This is a genomic window from Bradyrhizobium sp. WYCCWR 12699 (assembly GCF_032144035.1).
Taxonomy (GTDB): domain Bacteria; phylum Pseudomonadota; class Alphaproteobacteria; order Rhizobiales; family Xanthobacteraceae; genus Bradyrhizobium.
Genome location: NZ_JAVTJN010000039.1, coordinates 1068278 through 1085106, shown reverse-complemented (window position 1 = coordinate 1085106; position 16829 = coordinate 1068278). Strand labels below are relative to the sequence as shown.

The 16829-nt window shown below is 64.7% G+C and carries 19 protein-coding genes; 17 read left to right on the top strand and 2 right to left on the bottom strand.

Features of this window, described 5'->3' with window-relative positions; translation table 11 throughout:
* The first annotated feature begins 13 nt into the window (after positions 1–13).
* Positions 14–688, top strand: coding sequence for a spermidine synthase (locus RPS27_RS35760; protein WP_212065321.1), 675 nt, complete (start codon positions 14–16; stop codon positions 686–688).
* Here RPS27_RS35760 and RPS27_RS35755 read toward each other — a convergent pair.
* A complete protein-coding gene (locus RPS27_RS35755) occupies positions 685–1599 on the bottom strand; it encodes an alpha/beta fold hydrolase (protein ID WP_212065320.1) in 915 nt (304 codons plus the stop codon). The two genes, RPS27_RS35760 and RPS27_RS35755, sit on opposite strands and share 4 nt — an antisense overlap.
* 160 nt (positions 1600–1759) lie before the next feature.
* On the opposite strand from RPS27_RS35755, the gene RPS27_RS35750 reads away from it, so the two are divergent.
* The 16 genes from RPS27_RS35750 to RPS27_RS35675 all read left to right on the top strand — a co-directional run bounded on the left by RPS27_RS35750 (position 1760) and on the right by RPS27_RS35675 (position 15891).
* Positions 1760–2143 carry a hypothetical protein gene (locus tag RPS27_RS35750; protein ID WP_212065319.1) on the top strand — a complete coding sequence of 128 codons (384 nt, stop codon included), beginning with the start codon at positions 1760–1762 and terminating at the stop codon, positions 2141–2143.
* On the top strand, positions 2140–3222 hold the full coding sequence (locus tag RPS27_RS35745; RefSeq protein WP_211417794.1) for a PHA/PHB synthase family protein: 1083 nt from the start codon (positions 2140–2142) through the stop codon (positions 3220–3222). Before RPS27_RS35750 ends, RPS27_RS35745 begins: the two co-directional genes overlap by 4 nt.
* On the top strand, positions 3219–3812 hold the full coding sequence (locus tag RPS27_RS35740; RefSeq protein ID WP_194406981.1) for a GNAT family N-acetyltransferase: 594 nt from the start codon (positions 3219–3221) through the stop codon (positions 3810–3812). Before RPS27_RS35745 ends, RPS27_RS35740 begins: the two co-directional genes overlap by 4 nt.
* A gap of 213 nt (positions 3813–4025) precedes the next feature.
* Positions 4026–4481 carry a phasin gene (locus RPS27_RS35735; protein WP_211417793.1) on the top strand — a complete coding sequence of 152 codons (456 nt, stop codon included), beginning with the start codon at positions 4026–4028 and terminating at the stop codon, positions 4479–4481.
* 234 nt (positions 4482–4715) lie between these two features.
* Positions 4716–6002 (top strand): DUF445 domain-containing protein, encoded by a 1287-nt coding sequence (locus RPS27_RS35730; RefSeq protein ID WP_212065318.1) that lies wholly within the window; start codon positions 4716–4718, stop codon positions 6000–6002.
* Positions 6003–6200: 198 nt separating this feature from the next.
* Positions 6201–6971, top strand: a complete 771-nt coding sequence (locus RPS27_RS35725) for an alpha/beta hydrolase (protein ID WP_212065317.1) — start codon at positions 6201–6203, stop codon at positions 6969–6971.
* A 234-nt stretch (positions 6972–7205) separates the two neighbouring features.
* Positions 7206–8072 (top strand): phenylacetic acid degradation operon negative regulatory protein PaaX, encoded by an 867-nt coding sequence (paaX, locus tag RPS27_RS35720; RefSeq protein WP_212065316.1) that lies wholly within the window; start codon positions 7206–7208, stop codon positions 8070–8072.
* A 76-nt stretch (positions 8073–8148) separates the two neighbouring features.
* The gene (gene paaA, locus RPS27_RS35715) at positions 8149–9141 is read left to right on the top strand and encodes a 1,2-phenylacetyl-CoA epoxidase subunit PaaA (protein WP_211417790.1); all 993 of its coding nucleotides are present in this window, start codon (positions 8149–8151) and stop codon (positions 9139–9141) included.
* Positions 9142–9151: 10 nt separating this feature from the next.
* A complete protein-coding gene (paaB, locus tag RPS27_RS35710) occupies positions 9152–9439 on the top strand; it encodes a 1,2-phenylacetyl-CoA epoxidase subunit PaaB (protein ID WP_008136594.1) in 288 nt (95 codons plus the stop codon).
* The gene (gene paaC / locus RPS27_RS35705) at positions 9439–10215 is read left to right on the top strand and encodes a 1,2-phenylacetyl-CoA epoxidase subunit PaaC (RefSeq protein WP_212065315.1); all 777 of its coding nucleotides are present in this window, start codon (positions 9439–9441) and stop codon (positions 10213–10215) included. The genes paaB and paaC overlap by 1 nt, the downstream gene beginning before the upstream one ends.
* Positions 10209–10712, top strand: coding sequence for a 1,2-phenylacetyl-CoA epoxidase subunit PaaD (gene paaD / locus RPS27_RS35700; protein ID WP_194406988.1), 504 nt, complete (start codon positions 10209–10211; stop codon positions 10710–10712). Before paaC ends, paaD begins: the two co-directional genes overlap by 7 nt.
* Before the next feature lie 2 nt (positions 10713–10714).
* Positions 10715–11800 (top strand): 1,2-phenylacetyl-CoA epoxidase subunit PaaE, encoded by a 1086-nt coding sequence (gene paaE, locus RPS27_RS35695; protein ID WP_313755001.1) that lies wholly within the window; start codon positions 10715–10717, stop codon positions 11798–11800.
* A 101-nt stretch (positions 11801–11901) separates the two neighbouring features.
* Positions 11902–12351, top strand: coding sequence for a hydroxyphenylacetyl-CoA thioesterase PaaI (paaI, locus tag RPS27_RS35690; protein ID WP_211417785.1), 450 nt, complete (start codon positions 11902–11904; stop codon positions 12349–12351).
* Positions 12352–12393: 42 nt separating this feature from the next.
* Positions 12394–13722: a phenylacetate--CoA ligase PaaK gene (gene paaK, locus RPS27_RS35685; RefSeq protein WP_212065313.1), complete on the top strand. Its 1329-nt coding sequence runs from the start codon at positions 12394–12396 to the stop codon at positions 13720–13722.
* Between the two features lie 103 nt (positions 13723–13825).
* A complete protein-coding gene (locus RPS27_RS35680; protein WP_212065312.1) occupies positions 13826–14830 on the top strand; it encodes a zinc-binding alcohol dehydrogenase family protein in 1005 nt (334 codons plus the stop codon).
* 2 nt (positions 14831–14832) lie between these two features.
* Positions 14833–15891: a YeeE/YedE family protein gene (locus tag RPS27_RS35675; protein ID WP_212065311.1), complete on the top strand. Its 1059-nt coding sequence runs from the start codon at positions 14833–14835 to the stop codon at positions 15889–15891.
* Here RPS27_RS35675 and RPS27_RS35670 read toward each other — a convergent pair.
* Positions 15870–16784, bottom strand: a complete 915-nt coding sequence (locus RPS27_RS35670) for a DMT family transporter (RefSeq protein WP_212065310.1) — start codon at positions 16782–16784, stop codon at positions 15870–15872. The genes RPS27_RS35675 and RPS27_RS35670 overlap by 22 nt on opposite strands.
* Between the last annotated feature and the right edge of the window lie 45 nt (positions 16785–16829).

The window sequence follows — 16829 nt, the reverse complement described above, 5'->3', positions numbered from 1 at the left end:
CTAAACGTCGCCCATGATTCCCTGGGAAAAAATCGACACCGCCAAGATCCCCGGCTCCGACGAAGAGCTTCGCCTGATGCGACGGGGCAAGGAGTTCTCCATCAAGCTCGGCACCAACGAGCTGATGAACAATCGCCTGTCCGGGTCGGAAGCCGCCCTCGCGACGCTTGCCGCAAAGCAGATCGAGAAAGTCGCAAAACCCGTCGTTCTGATCGGCGGCCTCGGCATGGGTTTTACCTTGCGCGCGGCGCTCGCCGTGCTTGGCCCCAAGGCGAAGATCGTGGTCTCCGAGCTCGTGCCGGCGGTGGTGAGCTGGGCGAAAGGCCCGATGGCGGAGGTCTTCGGCGACAGCCTCGATGATCCCAGGGTGGACATAAGGGAAATCGACGTCGGCGAGATCATCCGTGCGAAGAGCGCAGCCTACGACGCCATTCTCCTGGACGTCGACAACGGGCCCGAGGGGTTGACCCGAAGGGGCAACGACGCGCTCTACAATGCGAGCGGGCTAACGGCGGCGAAGACGGCCCTGCGGCCGGGCGGCGTGCTGGCGGTGTGGTCGTCCGGACCCAACCCCGCATTCACCAAGCGTCTCAAGCGCGTCGGCTTGTACGTCAACGAAGTCGCTGTCCGCGCAACCGGCAGAGGCGGCGGCGCGCGCCACGTGATCTGGATCGCGAGGAAGAGTTAAGCGGCCTGTGCCGCCGCGCCATGCGCGTGCTTGTCGATGGCGCCGATGATCTCCGGCCAGAACCGCATCGGCAGCGCGTGGCCCATGCCCTCGATCATCAGCAGCTTTGCATTCGGGATCGACGCCGCCGTGTCCTTGCCGCCTTCGGGGCGCACCAGCGGATCGACGGTGCCGTGAATGACGAGTGTCGGCGTCTGCACGGCGTGCAACCTTTCCTTGCGACTGCCGGATGCCAGCACGGCGCGGAGCTGACGGCCGACGCCGGCCGGATTGAGCCCGCGGGCGAACACGCGCTCGGCGCGACCCGGGTCCAGCGCTTCCTCCTCCGGAAAATGTCCAGCTCGCAGCACTTTCCAGGTCTGGCCGTAGCGGACCATGAATTCTTCCTTGCTGCGCGGCGGTGGCGCCATCAGCATCGCGGCAGCCTCGCGCGACGGCGGCGGGATGCGCGGATTGCCTGTCGTCGACATGATCGATGTCAGCGAACGGACGCGGTGCGGAAACGACAAAGTCACCTCCTGCGCGATCATGCCGCCCATGGATGCCCCGACCAGATGCGCCGACTTGATGCCGAGCGCATCCATCAGCCCGACCGTGTCCTTCGCCATGTCGATCAGTCTGTAGGTCGCGGCGACGGGAATCCTGAGGAACCGCAGCTTCAATAGCTCGAGCGGCGTCAGGCGCTTGCCGCCGGTGAGATGGCTGGACTTGCCGATATCGCGGTTGTCGAAGCGGATCACGCGGAAACCGCGCGCGGCAAGCTGCTCGCAGAACGCATCGTCCCAGTGGATCATCTGCGCTCCGAGCCCCATGATCAGCAGCAGCGGCTCGGAATTGTCGTTGCCAAAGATCTCGTAGCAGATGTCGATGCCGTTGGCGCGGACGGTGTCGGGCGGCTGATGGCTGGTCACGGGTCCCTCCTGCTGATCGATGCTGTATCGCACGGTTTCCCGTCTCAAAGAAGCGGCGTGCCAAGTGGCGGGCGTGCTTGCCGGTTGACCGGCATCGCGCAACGGTGTGGTATGGCGAGAAAAGAAGGGCATCGCAGCTCTCGATTTCAGGAGGACGCCGATGACCGACAAGACCAACGACCCCGTTGCCATGTGGCAGAAGATGGTTGGTGAGATGGAGAAAGGGTTCAACTCTTTCGCCAATCAGGCCATGTCGTCGCCGGAATTTTCGCAAGCGATGAACCGTGCGGGCGGAGTTGCTGCAGGTGCTCAGAAGCAGCTCGGCGAGCTCATGGAGAAATACCTCGTCACGATGAACCTGCCGAGCCGGGAGCAGGTCACGGGTCTTGCGGAGCGGTTGCAGTCGATCGAGGCCCAGATCGGCGAGATGAAGTCGATGCTGAACCAGATGGCGGCGAGTTCCGGCATCGCGCAAGGCTTGGATGGCACGCCGCGGCCGCCGCGCACCAAGCGTCCGCCCTCCGAGAACGGAGAGCCGACATGAACGCGCCGACGGGACTCGATTTCGCATCCATCCCGGAGCGCATCCAGTCCGAGGTGCAGCGCGCCATCCAGCGCAGCATCAAGGGCGTTGAATATTTCTCGACCTCGGGCCCTTCGCTCGGCTCGACACCGAAGGACGTGCTGCATTCGCGCGGCACGATGAGCCTCTATCACTACCGGCCGATGTCGGACGAGATCTACCGCGTACCGGTGCTGATCGTGATGGCCACCACCAACCGCGGCTACATTCTCGATCTCGTCCCCGGCCAGAGCTTCATCGAGTTCCTGCTCAAGCGCGGCTACGACGTCTATATGCTCGACTGGAGCGCGCCGCGGCCGGAGGAGAAGAGCCTGCGGATGGAGGACTATGTCCTCGACTTCATCCCGGATTGCGTTCGCCGCGTGCAGGCGGACTCCGGCGAGCAGGACGTCTCCGTCATCGGCTATTGCTTCGGCGGCGTGTTGTCGCTGCTCTATGGCTCGATCCACGCGGACGGGCCGATGAAGAACCTGATCTGCTTCACCACGCCGATCGACTTCCGCGAGATGAAGCTGTTCTCGAACTTCTCCGACCGTCGCTATTTCGACGTCGACCATCTCGTCGACAGTGTCGGCAACGTGCCGCCGGAGATGATCCTGTCCTCGTTCGAGATGCTGCGCCCGGCCTCGCGTACCGTGAGCCAGATCCAGCTCTGGGAGAACATCTGGAACGACGAGTTCGTCAAATCCTACCGGATGTTCGACCGCTGGGCGACCGATACGCTGCCATTGGCCGGCGAGTATTTCCGCACCATCACCAAGGACCTGATGTGGGACAACAAGCTGTTCAACGACACCATGTCGGTCGGTGGCCGCGCGGCGAAGCTCGAGAATATCAAGGTGCCGATCCTGCATGCGGTGGCGGAGCACGACCACATCGTGCCGTATGAGGCCGCCAAGCACCTGATTACGAAGATTGGATCTGCGGACAAGGAAGAGGTGATGCTGAAAGGCGGTCACGTCTCGCTGGTCGCGGGCGCCAACGCCGTGAAGCGGCTGTGGCCGAAACTGGATTCCTGGCTGGGAAAGAGATCGATATGAGCGAGCAGCGTTCCTATCCGCGTCACGTCAAGACCGACGCCGGCGATATCGAGATTCGCCTGATGGCACCTTCAGACGAAGCCGCGGTGCTCGCCTTCGGCAAGGGCCTGCCGACGCACGATTTGCTGTTCCTGCCGCGCAACATCAGCGAGCCGAAGGTGCTGTCGGCCTGGGTCAAGGAGATCGAGCGCGGCGCGATCACAAGCCTGCTCGCGGTCAGGGACGGCAAGGTCGTCGGCTGCGGCACGCTGGTGCGCGATCCTCATTCATGGTCGCCCCATGTCGGCGAGATCCGGATGGTGGTCTCGCTCGATGTGCGGGGCAAGGGAGTGGGGCGGGCGCTGTCGCAGGAGACCTTTGCACTCGCACTTGGCGCGGGCCTGGAAAAGCTCTCGGTCCAGATGACGGTCGACCAGCAGGCCGCCATCGCCCTGTTCGAGAGCCTCGGCTTCAAGGCCGAAGCGTTGCTGCGCGACCACGTCCGGGACGTCGAGGGCAAGACCCATGATATCGTGGTGCTCGGCCACAACATCGCGCAGGTTCAGGCCCAAATGGAGGCCTATGGGCTGCCGGGGGCGGTGCAGCACTAAGGGCCGGGCAGCCGGCGCCGGAAGCTCCGCTGAGAACCCGTTGGCCAGGGAGGCATCGAAGTGCCTCCCATTAAGGCTGTTCACGAATTCGTGATATCGCACTGCAATATGGATATTGCATTGCACAATTAACTATGCCATATAGGACGTGCCCCGGGCCGATACGGACGGGGTGAGCCCATAGCTCAACCCAATGAGGATGGAGAGAACCCCATGACCACTGAAACCAACACCGCTTTCGAGGGCTTCAAGGACGCTTTCAAGAACATCCAGAACCTGGAAGTTCCCGAGGCCGCCCGCGAGTTCGTCAAGAAGACCGCCAACACCGCCAAGGACCGTGCTGCCGAGGCTTTCGCCGGTTCCGAGCGCGTGACCGCCGCCGTCGAGAACGCGGTGACCGAATCCGTCACTGAAGCCGGCAAGATCAGCCGCAATATCCAGCAGGCGATCTACGAGGACGCCGAGGCGTTCTTCTCCAGCATCGACAAGCTCGCTTCCGCCAAGTCGTTCAGCGAGGCCGTCGAGATCCAGTCGGGCCTGCTCCGTTCGCGCGGCGAAGTGTTCGTCTCGCGTGCCAAGGCGACCGCCGACTATTTCGGCAAGCTCGCCGCCAACGGTGCGAAGTCCGCTCAGGACAATTTCGCCAAGGTCTACAACAAGACCGCCTGATCCGGCGCCCTGAGTGCAAACTGAAATTTGAGGCCCGCTTCGGCGGGCCTTTTGTTTTTGTCTGCTGCGTTCCCCGGATGCAGTGCAGCGCGCCCCTGGCGATGCGATGCATCGTCCAGGTGGCGTGGTGCACTGCTGATCCCGGGGGCCATGCTGGGTCCCGGCTCTGCCTCGCAGCGCTGCGCGTTGCGCCTTGTCCGGGACACGAAGAGACCGACGCGCTAAGTATCCCTCATGACTCCGCCTATCACCTTCTCCTTCAACACTCCCGGCGATGCCGAACGTGCGGCCGAGTTGCGCCGCGTCAAGGCGCTGGCGACGCTGGTGCTGGCGTCCACGCTTGGGCTCTTCATAGTCGCCAAGATCTTCTTGAACGTGCATCCCGTCTTCGGCTTCATCGCCGCCTTCGCGGAAGCCGCGACCATCGGCGGGCTCGCCGACTGGTATGCCGTGGTTGCCCTGTTCAAGCGGCCGCTCGGCCTGCCGATCCCGCACACCGCGATCATCCAGAGCAATCAGGCCCGCATCGCCGACAAGCTCGGCGAGTTCATCCAGGTGCATTTCCTCGAGGCCGGCCCGGTCGAGGCCAAGCTGAAGGAGATCGATTTCGGCTCCTTCGTCGCCGACTGGCTGCGTGATCGCAAGCGCAGTGACGATCTGGCGCGCTTTGCGCTACGCCTGTTGCCCGAGGCCGTCTCTGCGACGGAGAGCTCGGGCCTGATGACCTTCATCATCCGCCGCATGTCGTCGCAGCTCCAGGCGATCGACCTTGCGCCGCTCGCGGCCGGCACGCTGCGCGGCTTCGTGGCGGAAGGGCGCCACCAGATCCTGTTCGACGATCTCCTGCGCGTGATGCATGAGACGCTGAACCAGAAAGAGACGATGGGGATGATCCGCGAGAAGGTGCGCGCGGAGTTGCCGACCCTGCTCCGGCTCTATCGCGCCGACAAGTTTCTGGTGAACAAGATCGTGGCGTCCGCCACCGCGTTCTTCAACGAGGTGCGCAATGATCCCAAGCATCCGTTCCGCGGCGAGTTCGACCGCATGGTGCTGAGCTTCGTCGACCGGCTCGGCACCGATCAGGCCTATATCGACCGCATCGACGGCTTGAAGCGCGATCTCTTGGCGCGGCCCGAGCTCGCGGATCTTGCCCGCACCGTCTGGTCCAATACGCGCTCCTTCATCGAGCGCAGCGCGAGCGGCGAGACGCAGGTGCTGCAGCATCATCTCGCCGGCATGTTCGTCGCGGCCGGCGAAGCGCTCGCGGGCGATGCCGAACTGCGCGGCGAGATCAACAAGGGCTTGGTGACGGTGTTGCGCAGCTTCGTCGCCGACCAGAAGAGCGGCGTTTCGATCTTCATCTCCGACCAGGTCAAGGCGTGGGATATGGCGCAGCTGATTTCGCTGATCGAAATCAACATCGGGCGCGACCTGCAATACATCCGCTTCAACGGCTCGCTGATCGGCGGCCTCGCCGGGCTCGCGCTCTACTCCGTAGAATCCCTGCTCAGATGGCTGTGACTTTTGCGTCACGGCCGGTGGCATTCACACGCGGGCCTATTGTCGCCCCGCATCTCTCCCGCTTGAATGTCGGGAACCGGCCGCCTAGCTGATTCATGTTGCGCTGCGGAACGATCAAGAAGCCGGCGAGTTGGAATCTCCATGCATTTGCCGGCCTCGTCCGGCCACCTTTTCAGCAATTCTTCCAGGGGACCATTGATGACCGCTACTGCCCAGACGCTGCGTCCGCCGTCCCGTACTCTGATGTTTCTGGAAGGGCGCGCGATCCACGAGTTCGGCGCATTCCTCGGCGCGCTGCCGCTGCTGAGCCTCGCGCCGCGCGGCGATGGGCATCCGGTGCTGGTGCTGCCGGGCCTCGTCGCCTCCGACGCGTCCACGCGCGCGCTGCGCACCTTCCTGACCGGCAAGGGCTATGCGGTGAGCGGCTGGCGCCAGGGCCGCAATTACGGCCTGCGCGATGGCGTGCAGCACGCGATGGTCGATCTGGTCCAGGAGCTCAGCGACAATCACAGCCGCAAGATCAGTCTTGTGGGCTGGAGCCTCGGTGGTCTCTATGCACGCCAGCTCGCCAAGATGATGCCGGAGCGTGTGCGCCAGGTGATTACGCTCGGCAGCCCCTTCGCCGGCAATCCCCGCTCCACCAACGCCTGGCGCGTCTATGAATGGGCGAGCGGACGGAAGTCCGACGAGGTCGATCCGCAGTTCGGAGGCGAGCTTGCCGTCCCGCCGCCGGTGCCGACCACCGCCATCTTCAGCCGCACCGACGGCGTCTGCGCCTGGCAAGGCTGCATGGAGAAATCGGGCGCGCAGACCGAGAGCATCGAGATCGAGAGCAGCCATTGCGGCATGGGCCATCATCCGGCCGCGGTCTATGCGGTGGCCGACCGCCTCGCACAGAGGGAAGGCCAGTGGCGTCCGTTCGACCGCAGCGGCTGGCGCAGCGTGGTGTATCCCGATCCGCACAGGTGATTTCTCGCCTCTCCCCGCTCGCGGGGAGAGGCCGCAATTTGCGAAAAGCAGATTCCGGGTGAGGGAGACTCTCCACGAGTCCAATTCTCGCCGACTCCGCGGAGACTCCCCCTCATCCCGACCTTCTCAGCGCGAGCGAAGCTCGTCGCGGCCCCCCAAACGGGGAGAAGGAGTGGAGGCATTGTCGCTTCCATCCATTGTCGCGCCCGCACCAAACGCGCTATGCCATGCCGCATGGCGCATCCGCTTTCCCGCATCATCGACCAGCTCAAGCGTGAACCGTCGCGCACCGGCTCCATCGTCATCACCGTGTTCGGCGATGCCATCGTGCCGCGCGGCGGATCCGTGTGGCTGGGCACGCTGCTGGAATTCTTCCAACGCCTGGATATCGACAGCGGCGTCGTCCGCACCGCAATGTCGCGCCTTGCCGCCGATGGCTGGCTGACGCGCGAAAAGGTCGGCCGCAACAGTTTCTACCGGCTTGCCGGCAAGGGACGCCAGACGTTTGAAGCTGCCACGCGCCACATCTACGATCCGCCGCCGTCGGACTGGACCGGACGCTTCGAGCTGCTCCTGATCGGCAACGGCGAGGACCGTGACGTCTCCCGCGAGGCGCTTCGCAACGCCGGCTTCGGCAGTCCGCTGCCGGGCGTCTGGGTCGCGCCGTCGGGTGTGCCGGTGCCGGACGAAGCCGCGGGCGCCATCCGTCTGGAAGTCTCCGCCGAAGACGATAGCGGCCGCCGTCTGCTCAGCGCGAGCTGGCCGCTGCAGCGCACCGCGGACGCTTATCTGAAATTCATGAAAACGTTCGAGCCGCTCCGCGCCGCGATCGCGCGCGGCACGGATCTGTCCGAGGCCGACGCCTTCGCCGCGCGCATCCTCTTGATCCACCATTATCGCCGTGTCGTGCTGCGTGATCCCTTGCTGCCGGGCGAATTGCTGCCGGCGGACTGGCCGGGCAGGGCGGCCCGTGACCTTTGCGGCGACATCTATCGCGCCCTGCTCGCTCCCTCCGAGCAATGGCTCGATGATCATGGAACCAACGAAAAGGGGCCATTGCCGCCGGCGCGAAAGCTGCTGGAACGGAGGTTTGGCGCTTGAGATTTATGTTACAGAAATATCTTGCATGAAGTAATTCTTGTTATATATTCTCTCCCAATCAATCGGGAGGATGCGCATGTATACCCAGGCGCTGAACACGGCCGAGACCGACGACCGCGGTCTGGAGGACGCCGGCAGGGCCGCGCAGTTTCAGGCCCGTATCGATGCCGAGGAGCGCATCGAGCCGAACGACTGGATGCCGGCGGCCTATCGCAAGACGCTCACTCGCCAGATCTCCCAGCACGCCCATTCCGAGATCGTCGGCATGCTGCCCGAAGGCAATTGGATCACGCGCGCGCCGACGCTGCGCCGCAAGGCCGCGCTGCTCGCCAAGGTGCAGGACGAGTGCGGCCACGGCCTCTATCTCTACGCCGCTGCCGAGACGCTCGGCACCTCGCGCGAAGAGCTGGTCGACGCGATGCTCGCAGGCAAAGCCAAATATTCCTCGATCTTCAACTATCCGACGCTGACATGGGCCGACATCGGCACCATCGGCTGGCTGGTCGATGGCGCCGCGATCATGAATCAGATCCCGCTGTGCCGCTGCTCCTACGGCCCCTATGCGCGCGCGATGATCCGGGTCTGTAAGGAGGAATCGTTCCACCAGCGCCAGGGTTACGAGATCATGCTGACGCTGTGCCGCGGCTCGGACGAGCAGAAGGCGATGGCGCAGGACGCGCTGAACAGATGGTGGTGGCCGGTGCTGATGATGTTCGGTCCGCCCGATGCGACGAGCCAGCACAGCGACACTTCGACGAAATGGAAGATCAAGCGCTTCTCCAATGACGAGCTGCGCCAGAAGTTCGTCGATGCCACCGTGCCGCAGGCGCAATATCTCGGCCTCACCATTCCCGATCCCGGCATGATTCAGGATGCCGACGGGCACTGGCGCTACAGCGAGATCGACTGGACCGAGTTCAAGCAGGTGCTCGCCGGCAACGGCCCTTGCAATCGCGACCGCATGGCCGCGCGCCGCAAGGCCCACGAAGAGGGCGCCTGGGTGCGCGAGGCGGCCGCAGCCTATGCCGCCAAGCGCGCACAGCGCCAGACCGCGCAAGCCGCCGAATAGGGAGATCGATATGGCCACGCCGAACACGCCGCTGTGGGAAGTCTTCATTCGCAGCCGCAACGGGCTCGCCCACAAGCATGTGGGATCGCTGCACGCGAGCGATGCCACCATGGCTCTGCAGGCCGCTCGCGACATCTACACAAGGCGTGGCGAGGGCCTGTCGATCTGGGTGGTGCCGTCGACCGCGATCACCGCGAGCGATCCCGCCGAGAAGGGCATGATGTTCGAGCCGGCGGAATCCAAGATCTACCGGCATCCGACGTTCTACGAGGTGCCCGAGGAAGTGGGGCACATGTGATGGCGACCGCCAACATCGAGGTCTCCGAAACGCCTTCGGTGCTCTACGCGCTGCGCCGCGCCGACGATGCGCTGATCCTTGGCCATCGGTTGTCGGAATGGTGCGGGCATGCGCCGATGCTGGAAGAGGACATGGCGCTCTCCAACATCGCGCTCGATCTGATCGGCCAGGCGCGAGAGCTCTACAGCTACGCCGCCAAGGTCGAAGGCAGGGATAACGACGAGGACAAGCTCGCCTACTTGCGCGACGTCAGGCAGTACCGCAATTTGCTGCTGGTCGAGCAGCCCAACGGCGATTTCGCGCACACCCTGGTGCGGCAGTTCTTCTATTCGGCGTTCGCCGACCTCTACTGGCGCGCGATGATGAGCTCGCGTGATGCGACGCTGGCTGCGATTGCCGCCAAGTCGGAGAAGGAGAGTGCCTATCATCTGCGCCACGCCTCGGAGTGGATCATCCGGCTCGGCGACGGCACCGACGAGAGCCACGCACGCGCGCAGGCCGCGGTCGATCACCTCTGGGCCTTCACCGGCGAGATGTTTGCCGTCGACGAGGCCGAACGCGCTTTGATCCATGCCGGTCTCGCCGCCGATCCCGGCACCTTGCGCGGTCGCTGGCTGCAGACGCTTTCCGATGTCGTCAGCGAGGCCACCTTGGTGCTGCCGCAGAACGACTGGATGCAGCAGGGCGGCCGCACGGGCCGGCACAGCGAACATCTCGGCCATCTCCTGTCCGAGCTGCAATCGATGCAGCGCACCTTCCCGGGGCAGACATGGTGAGCGTGCTGGAGCGCGATAGCGAGCTGCGCCAGCGCGCCTGGGACGCTGCGGCGAGCGTGGTCGATCCGGAGATCCCGGTCTTGACCATCGCCGATCTCGGTGTGCTCCGCGAGGTTGCGTTGGCCGGCGATCATGTCGAGGTCGCGATCACGCCGACCTATTCTGGCTGTCCGGCGATGAACATGATCGCGCTGGAGATCGAGCTGGCGCTGGAGCGCGCCGGCTTTAGCCGTCCGAAGGTGCACACGGTGCTGTCGCCCGCCTGGACCACCGACTGGATGAGCGAGGAGGGACGCGAGAAGCTGCGCGCCTATGGTATTGCGCCGCCGCAAGCCTCGAACTCGCGCCGCGCGCTGTTCGGCGAGCAGACCATCACGTGCCCGCAATGCGGCTCGGACAAGACCGAGCTTTTATCCGAATTCGGCTCGACCTCCTGCAAGGCGCTGTGGCGCTGCAAGTCCTGCCGCGAACCGTTCGATTACTTCAAGTGTCATTGAGCATGTCAGCAGCAGCCGCACCGCGCTTTCATCGCCTGGCCGTCAACGATCTCCGCCGCGAGGCTTCCGACGCCATCTCCATGACCTTCGCCATCCCGGGCGAACTCGCCGGCGACTACGCCTTCACGCCCGGACAGTACCTGACGCTCCGCACCACGCTGAATGGAGAAGAGGTGCGCCGCTCCTATTCGATCTGTTCCGGCCCTGACGACGGTGAGATCCGCATCGCCGTAAAGAAGGTCGACGGCGGTGCGTTTTCGAATTGGGCAGCCGAAGATCTCAAATGCGGCGACGAGCTCGACGTGATGACACCGACGGGCCGCTTCGGCGTGGTCCCGCCGGCAGAAAGCGCGCGTGTTCATGTCGGCTTCGCCGCGGGCTCCGGCATCACGCCGATCCTGTCGATCGTGAAGGGCGTGCTCGCGCGCGAGCCGGGCAGCCGCTTCTTCCTGTTCTACGGCAACCGCAGCACCGACAACATCATGTTCCTCGAAGCGCTCGAGGAGCTGAAGGACCGCTTCATCGACCGCCTCTCGATCTTCCACGTCATCTCCGGCGAGGAGCAGGATATCCCGATCCTGCATGGCCGGCTCGACGGCGACAAGGTGAGGGTGCTGCTGCGCTCGCTGGTGCCGGCGGGAAGCGTCGATCACGCCTATGTCTGCGGTCCCCTTGGCATGAGCGAGGATATCGAGGCAACGTGCCGCGAGCTCGGCATCGTGCAGGACCGTATCCACGTCGAGCGCTTCGTCTCCGAATTCGGCGGCAAGCCCGGGCCAAAGAAGCTGGTTGCGCCCGACGCGCCGCCGAAGGCGATCGCATCGCTGATCATCGACGGCAAGCGGCGCGACGTGCCGGTGGCCGAGGACGAGGCGATCCTCGATGCCGCGCTGCGCGCCGGCGTCGATCTGCCCTTCGCCTGCAAGGGCGGCATGTGCTCGACCTGCCGCGCCAAGCTGGTCGAAGGCGAAGCGCCGATGGACATCAACTATTCGCTGGAGCCGTGGGAGCTGAAGGCGGGCTTCATCCTGACCTGCCAGGCCAAGCCATCGTCGGAGCGCGTCGTGGTCGATTATGACCATGTCTGAGCGGGCGTATCAGTGCCTGACGTTGCAAATGCGTCGCATTATTTGACAGTCCTGGCCAACCAGCAGAACATTATATGCAAGCATTTGACCGGGAGAGGCGCGTGAACCTCAAAGCCGCTGTGTCGCCTGACGATGTTGCCCGCGCCTGCGCCGACGCAATGTGGGCGGAGGACGATGCCTCCAAGGGACTCGGCATGGAGATCGTGGAGATCGGTCCGGGCTTCGCGACGCTGGCGATGACGGTGCGGCCGGACATGGTCAACGGCCAGCGCATCGCCCATGGCGGCTTCATCTTCACGCTCGCCGATTCCGCCTTCGCCTTTGCGTGCAACTCGCACAACGACCGCGTCGTTGCCGCGCAGGGCCAGATCACCTTCATCAAGCCGGGCAAGCTCGGCGATCGCCTCGTTGCCAGGGCGCGCGAGATCACGCGCGGCGGACGCTCCGGCATCTATGACGTGCGCGTCACTGCAGGCGACACCGTGATCGCGGAATTCCGCGGACACTCGCGCGTCATTCCCGGCACGTGGCTGCCGACACAAGAGCAATAACCAACCAAGAAAAGAACAAATCAATGTTGTGGGGAAGCGAGGATGGCTTTGACGAGGTTGAAAGACGGCGGCGGCTATAGCGCCGAGATGGACGCGCATGAGCGCGCCTCGCGCGACGAGATCATGGCGCTGCAGAAGCAGCGGCTCGCCTGGTCGCTCAAGCACGCCTATGACAATGTTGCACATTATCGCAAGGCGTTCGATGAAGCCGGCGTGCATCCGTCCGACTTTCGCGAGCTGTCCGACCTTGCGAAATATCCGTTCACGGTGAAGACGGATCTGCGCGACAATTATCCGTTCAACATGTTCGCCGTGCCGCGCGAAAAGCTGGTGCGCGTGCATGCCTCCTCCGGCACGACCGGCAAGCCGATCGTGGTCGGCTATACGCAGGCCGATATCGACACATGGTCGGACGTGATGGCGCGATCGATCCGCGCCGCCGGCGGCCGGACCGGCATGATCATTCACAATGCCTATGGCTACGGTCTCTTCACCGGTGGGCTCGGTGTCCACTACGGTGCGGAAAAGCTCGGCTGCACCGTGGTGCCGATCTCCGGCGGCATGACCGAGCGGCAGGTGCAGCTCATCAATGATTTCCGCCCTGATATCATCACGGTGACGCCGAGCTACATGCTGGCGATCCTCGACGAGTTCAAGCGCCAGAGGCTCGATCCGCGCCAATGCTCGCTCAAGGTCGGCATCTTCGGTGCCGAGCCCTGGACCAATGCGATGCGCGGCGAGATCGAGGACGCCTTCGACATGGACGCGACCGACATCTATGGCCTCTCCGAAGTGATCGGCCCAGGCGTCGCGCAGGAATGCATCGAGACCAAGGATGGCCTGCACATCTGGGAGGATCATTTCTACCCCGAGGTGATCGACCCCGAGACCGGCGCGGTGCTGCCCGACGGTGAGAAGGGCGAGCTGGTCTTCACCTCGCTCACCAAGGAAGCGTTCCCGGTGATCCGCTATCGCACCCGCGATTTGACGCGGCTTCTCCCCGGCACCGCTCGACCCGGCATGCGGCGCATGGAGAAGGTCACGGGACGCTCGGACGACATGATCATCCTGCGCGGCGTCAATCTGTTCCCGACCCAGATCGAGGAGGTGCTGCTCGCGACCGATTGGTGCGGCGGCCATTTCATCCTGGAGCTGACCCGCGAAGGCCGCATGGACGAGCTCACCATCATCGCCGAGGCGCGGTCCGAAAGCTGGGACGGACGAGGCCTCGTCGACCACGCCGACCGGATCTCGACCCACATCAAGAACACGATCGGGATCAGCTCCAGGGTGAGGGTGGTCGCGCCGGATACGCTGGAACGCTCGCTCGGCAAGGCCAAGCGGCTCTACGACAAGCGGCCCAAGGACTGATTGGAAGGACCGACTTGGCGGATTGACTTGACGGATCGACTTGGCGGATTGACTTGACCGGTCCCAGAGGCGACAAGGCCCGCGAGAAATCGCGGGTCTTTTCATGTCGCCAGCCGATGCCAAAACCGTCGAAGCGCGCTGCGTGCGCCTCAATGCCAAAGCCGAGAACGCCGCCGCGCTTGCGCCGGTGGTCGAGCATCAAATGCTGACGCGCGGTCCGAACGATCTCCTGATCGAGGTGAAGGCCGCCGCCGTCAATCCGTCCGACGTCAAGGCCGCGACCGGGCTGATGCCCTATGCCGTGTTCCCACGCACGCCGGGCCGCGATTATGCCGGCATCGTCATCGACGGGCCGGCAGGCACCGCCGGCCGCGAGGTGTTCGGCTCTTCCGGCGATCTCGGGATCCGCCGCGACGGCACCCATGCCAGCCATCTCGTGGTCGAGGCCGAGGCGGTCGTCGAGAAGCCGAAGACGTTGTCGTGGGAGGAGGCCGCCGGCATCGGCGTGCCCTTCGTCACCGCGATGGAAGGTTTTCGCCGCGCCGGCGTGCCGAAGAGCGGCGAGACCGTGCTGGTGTTCGGCGTCAATGGCAAGGTCGGTCAGGCTGCGGTGCAGATCGCGACCTGGCAGGGCGCGCGCGTCATCGGCGTGGTGCGCAAGGCGGAAGCCTATGAAGGCCACAGCAACGCCCCGATCGAGGTGGTCGATGCCTCCACGACCGACGTTGCCGCGCGCGTGCGCGAATTGACCGACGGCAAAGGCGCCGACATCGTCTTCAATACGGTGGGCGATCCCTATTTCCAGGCGGCACACAAGTCGCTCGCCTTGCGCGGTCGCCAGATCCTGATTGCCGCGATCGACCGCATCGTGCAGTTCAACATCCTCGAATTCTATCGGGGCCAGCACACCTATGTTGGCATCGACACGCTCGGCCTGTCTTCGGCCGCGACCGGTGCGGTGCTGCGCGATCTCGGCCCGGGCTTTGCCGGCGGCCAACTGGAGCCGTTCCCGATCAAAGCGAGCGCCGTCTATCCGCTCGATCGCGCCAAGGAGGCCTATGTGGCGGTCGCCGGCTCCTCGCGCGACCGGGTGATTTTGAAGCCGTAATCATGGAATCGTCCTCCCTGCTCGTCATCCTCGCCGGCCTCGGCATCGGTCTCGTCTACGGCGCCGTCGGCCTGCTCAGCGGCTTCTGCCTGATGAGCAGCATGCGCGGCTGGCTGGCCGACGGCGACGGGCGGCTGGTGCGGACCTATGCGCTGGCGATCGCGGTCGCAATCGCCGCGAGCCAATTCCTCGCCGGCAACGGCATGGTCGATCTCGGCAAGACGATCTACCTGCAACCGTCGTTCTCGGTGCCGGTGCTGTTCATCGGCGGCCTGCTGTTCGGTTACGGCATGGTGCTGTCGAACGGCTGCGGCTCGCGCGCGCTGGTGCTGCTCGGCCGCGGCAATCTCCGCTCCTTCGTCGTCGTGGTCGTGCTGGCCATCGCCGCGCAGATGACGCTCAAGGGCCTGATCGCGCCGGCGCGCATCGCGCTGGTCCAGGCTTCGCAAACCACGGTCAACGCGAATTCGCTGCCGTCCTTGCTGGCGACGCTCGGTCTCACGGAGGCGCTTTCGCGCGCGCTCGCAACCGTCACGATCGTCGTCGCGTTGATGCTGTTTGCTTTCGCGCATCCGGCGTTCCGCCGTTCGCCCGGCCAGATCGTCGCGGGCATCATCGTGGGCCTCCTCGTTGCCGGCGGCTGGTACGTGACCGGCTGGCTCGGTGCCGACGACTTCAATCCCATCCCGGTGACCTCGCTCACCTTCATCGCGCCGATCGCCGACAGCCTGCAATACGCCATGCTCTCGACCGGCCTGACGCTCAACTTCGGCATCGCGACGGTTGCCGGCGTCTTCGTCGGCAGCCTGGCGACGGCGCTCGCCACCGGCCGCTTCAAGCTCGAAGGCTATTCATCGCCACGCCACATGCTGCGCTCGGGCACCGGCGCTGCGCTGATGGGGATCGGCGGCGTGATGGCGTTCGGCTGCTCGATCGGGCAGGGCCTCACGGGCGTCTCGACCCTCGCGCTGGGCTCGTTCGTCGCGATCGCCGGCATCCTGCTCGGGACTGCGGCAGGCCTGCGCGGCGGGCTGCGGGTTCAGCCTCTCGCTACAGCCTGACTTCGCAGGAACCGGTCGCCTAGCGTCGCAAGACCGATGCCGCTGACGATCAGCCCGGCCGCGACGGCGAGACTCACATCGACGGGCTCACCGAGCAGGATGGCGGCGCTGGCAATGCCGACGAGCGGCGTTCCCGTGGTGCCGAGCGCCGTCGTCAGGGCCGAGATGCTCTTGTTGACCATCGACATCGCCCAATAGGCCAGCGCCGTCCCGATCAGGCCGGCGTACAGAAACAGCAGGACGAGCCGCCACGACCATTCGGCGTGCGGCAGGCCGTCCGTGACCACCGCCGATCCCGTCAACACGATCGTCGCCACGAGCACTTGCCAGATCAGGAGCTGGAGCGGTGAGGCGATCCAGCGGTGCGCACGGATGTAGATGATGTTCGCGGCCCAGGAAATCGCGGCCAGGATGACCATGCCGGCGCCGAGCACGACGCTGCTATTGGTCCAGTCGATCGAGGTGGGATTCAGGATCACGGCAAGGCCGGCCAGTCCGAGCAAGGCGCCGGCGACTTTTGGCGCAGTCAGCGTGTCCTTTCCGAGCAAGGGCGCGGCGATCGCGACCCAGAGCGGCGTGGTGTAGCCGAGCACGATGGCCTTGCTCGCGGGCAGGAAGCGCACGCCGGCCGCGACCAGGACTGAGAAGATCGTCATGTGCAGCAGTGCGACGCTGAGGACCACCGGAATGTCGCGCCGCTCCGGAATCACCAGATTGTTGCTGAGCCCCAGGATCACGAACAAGCCAGCCAGCGCAATCCAGCTCCGGATCGCCGATGTCCACAGCGGCGGAAGGAACTGGACGAGCTGTTTCGTCACCGACCAATTTACGCCCCATGCCAGCACGACGATGAGGAACAGGCCGACGGCGGTGCGCGGGGACAGGGCGTTCATTTCGATGGTCCTTGAAACAGTCCAGTGCGGCGGATAGCATTCTGC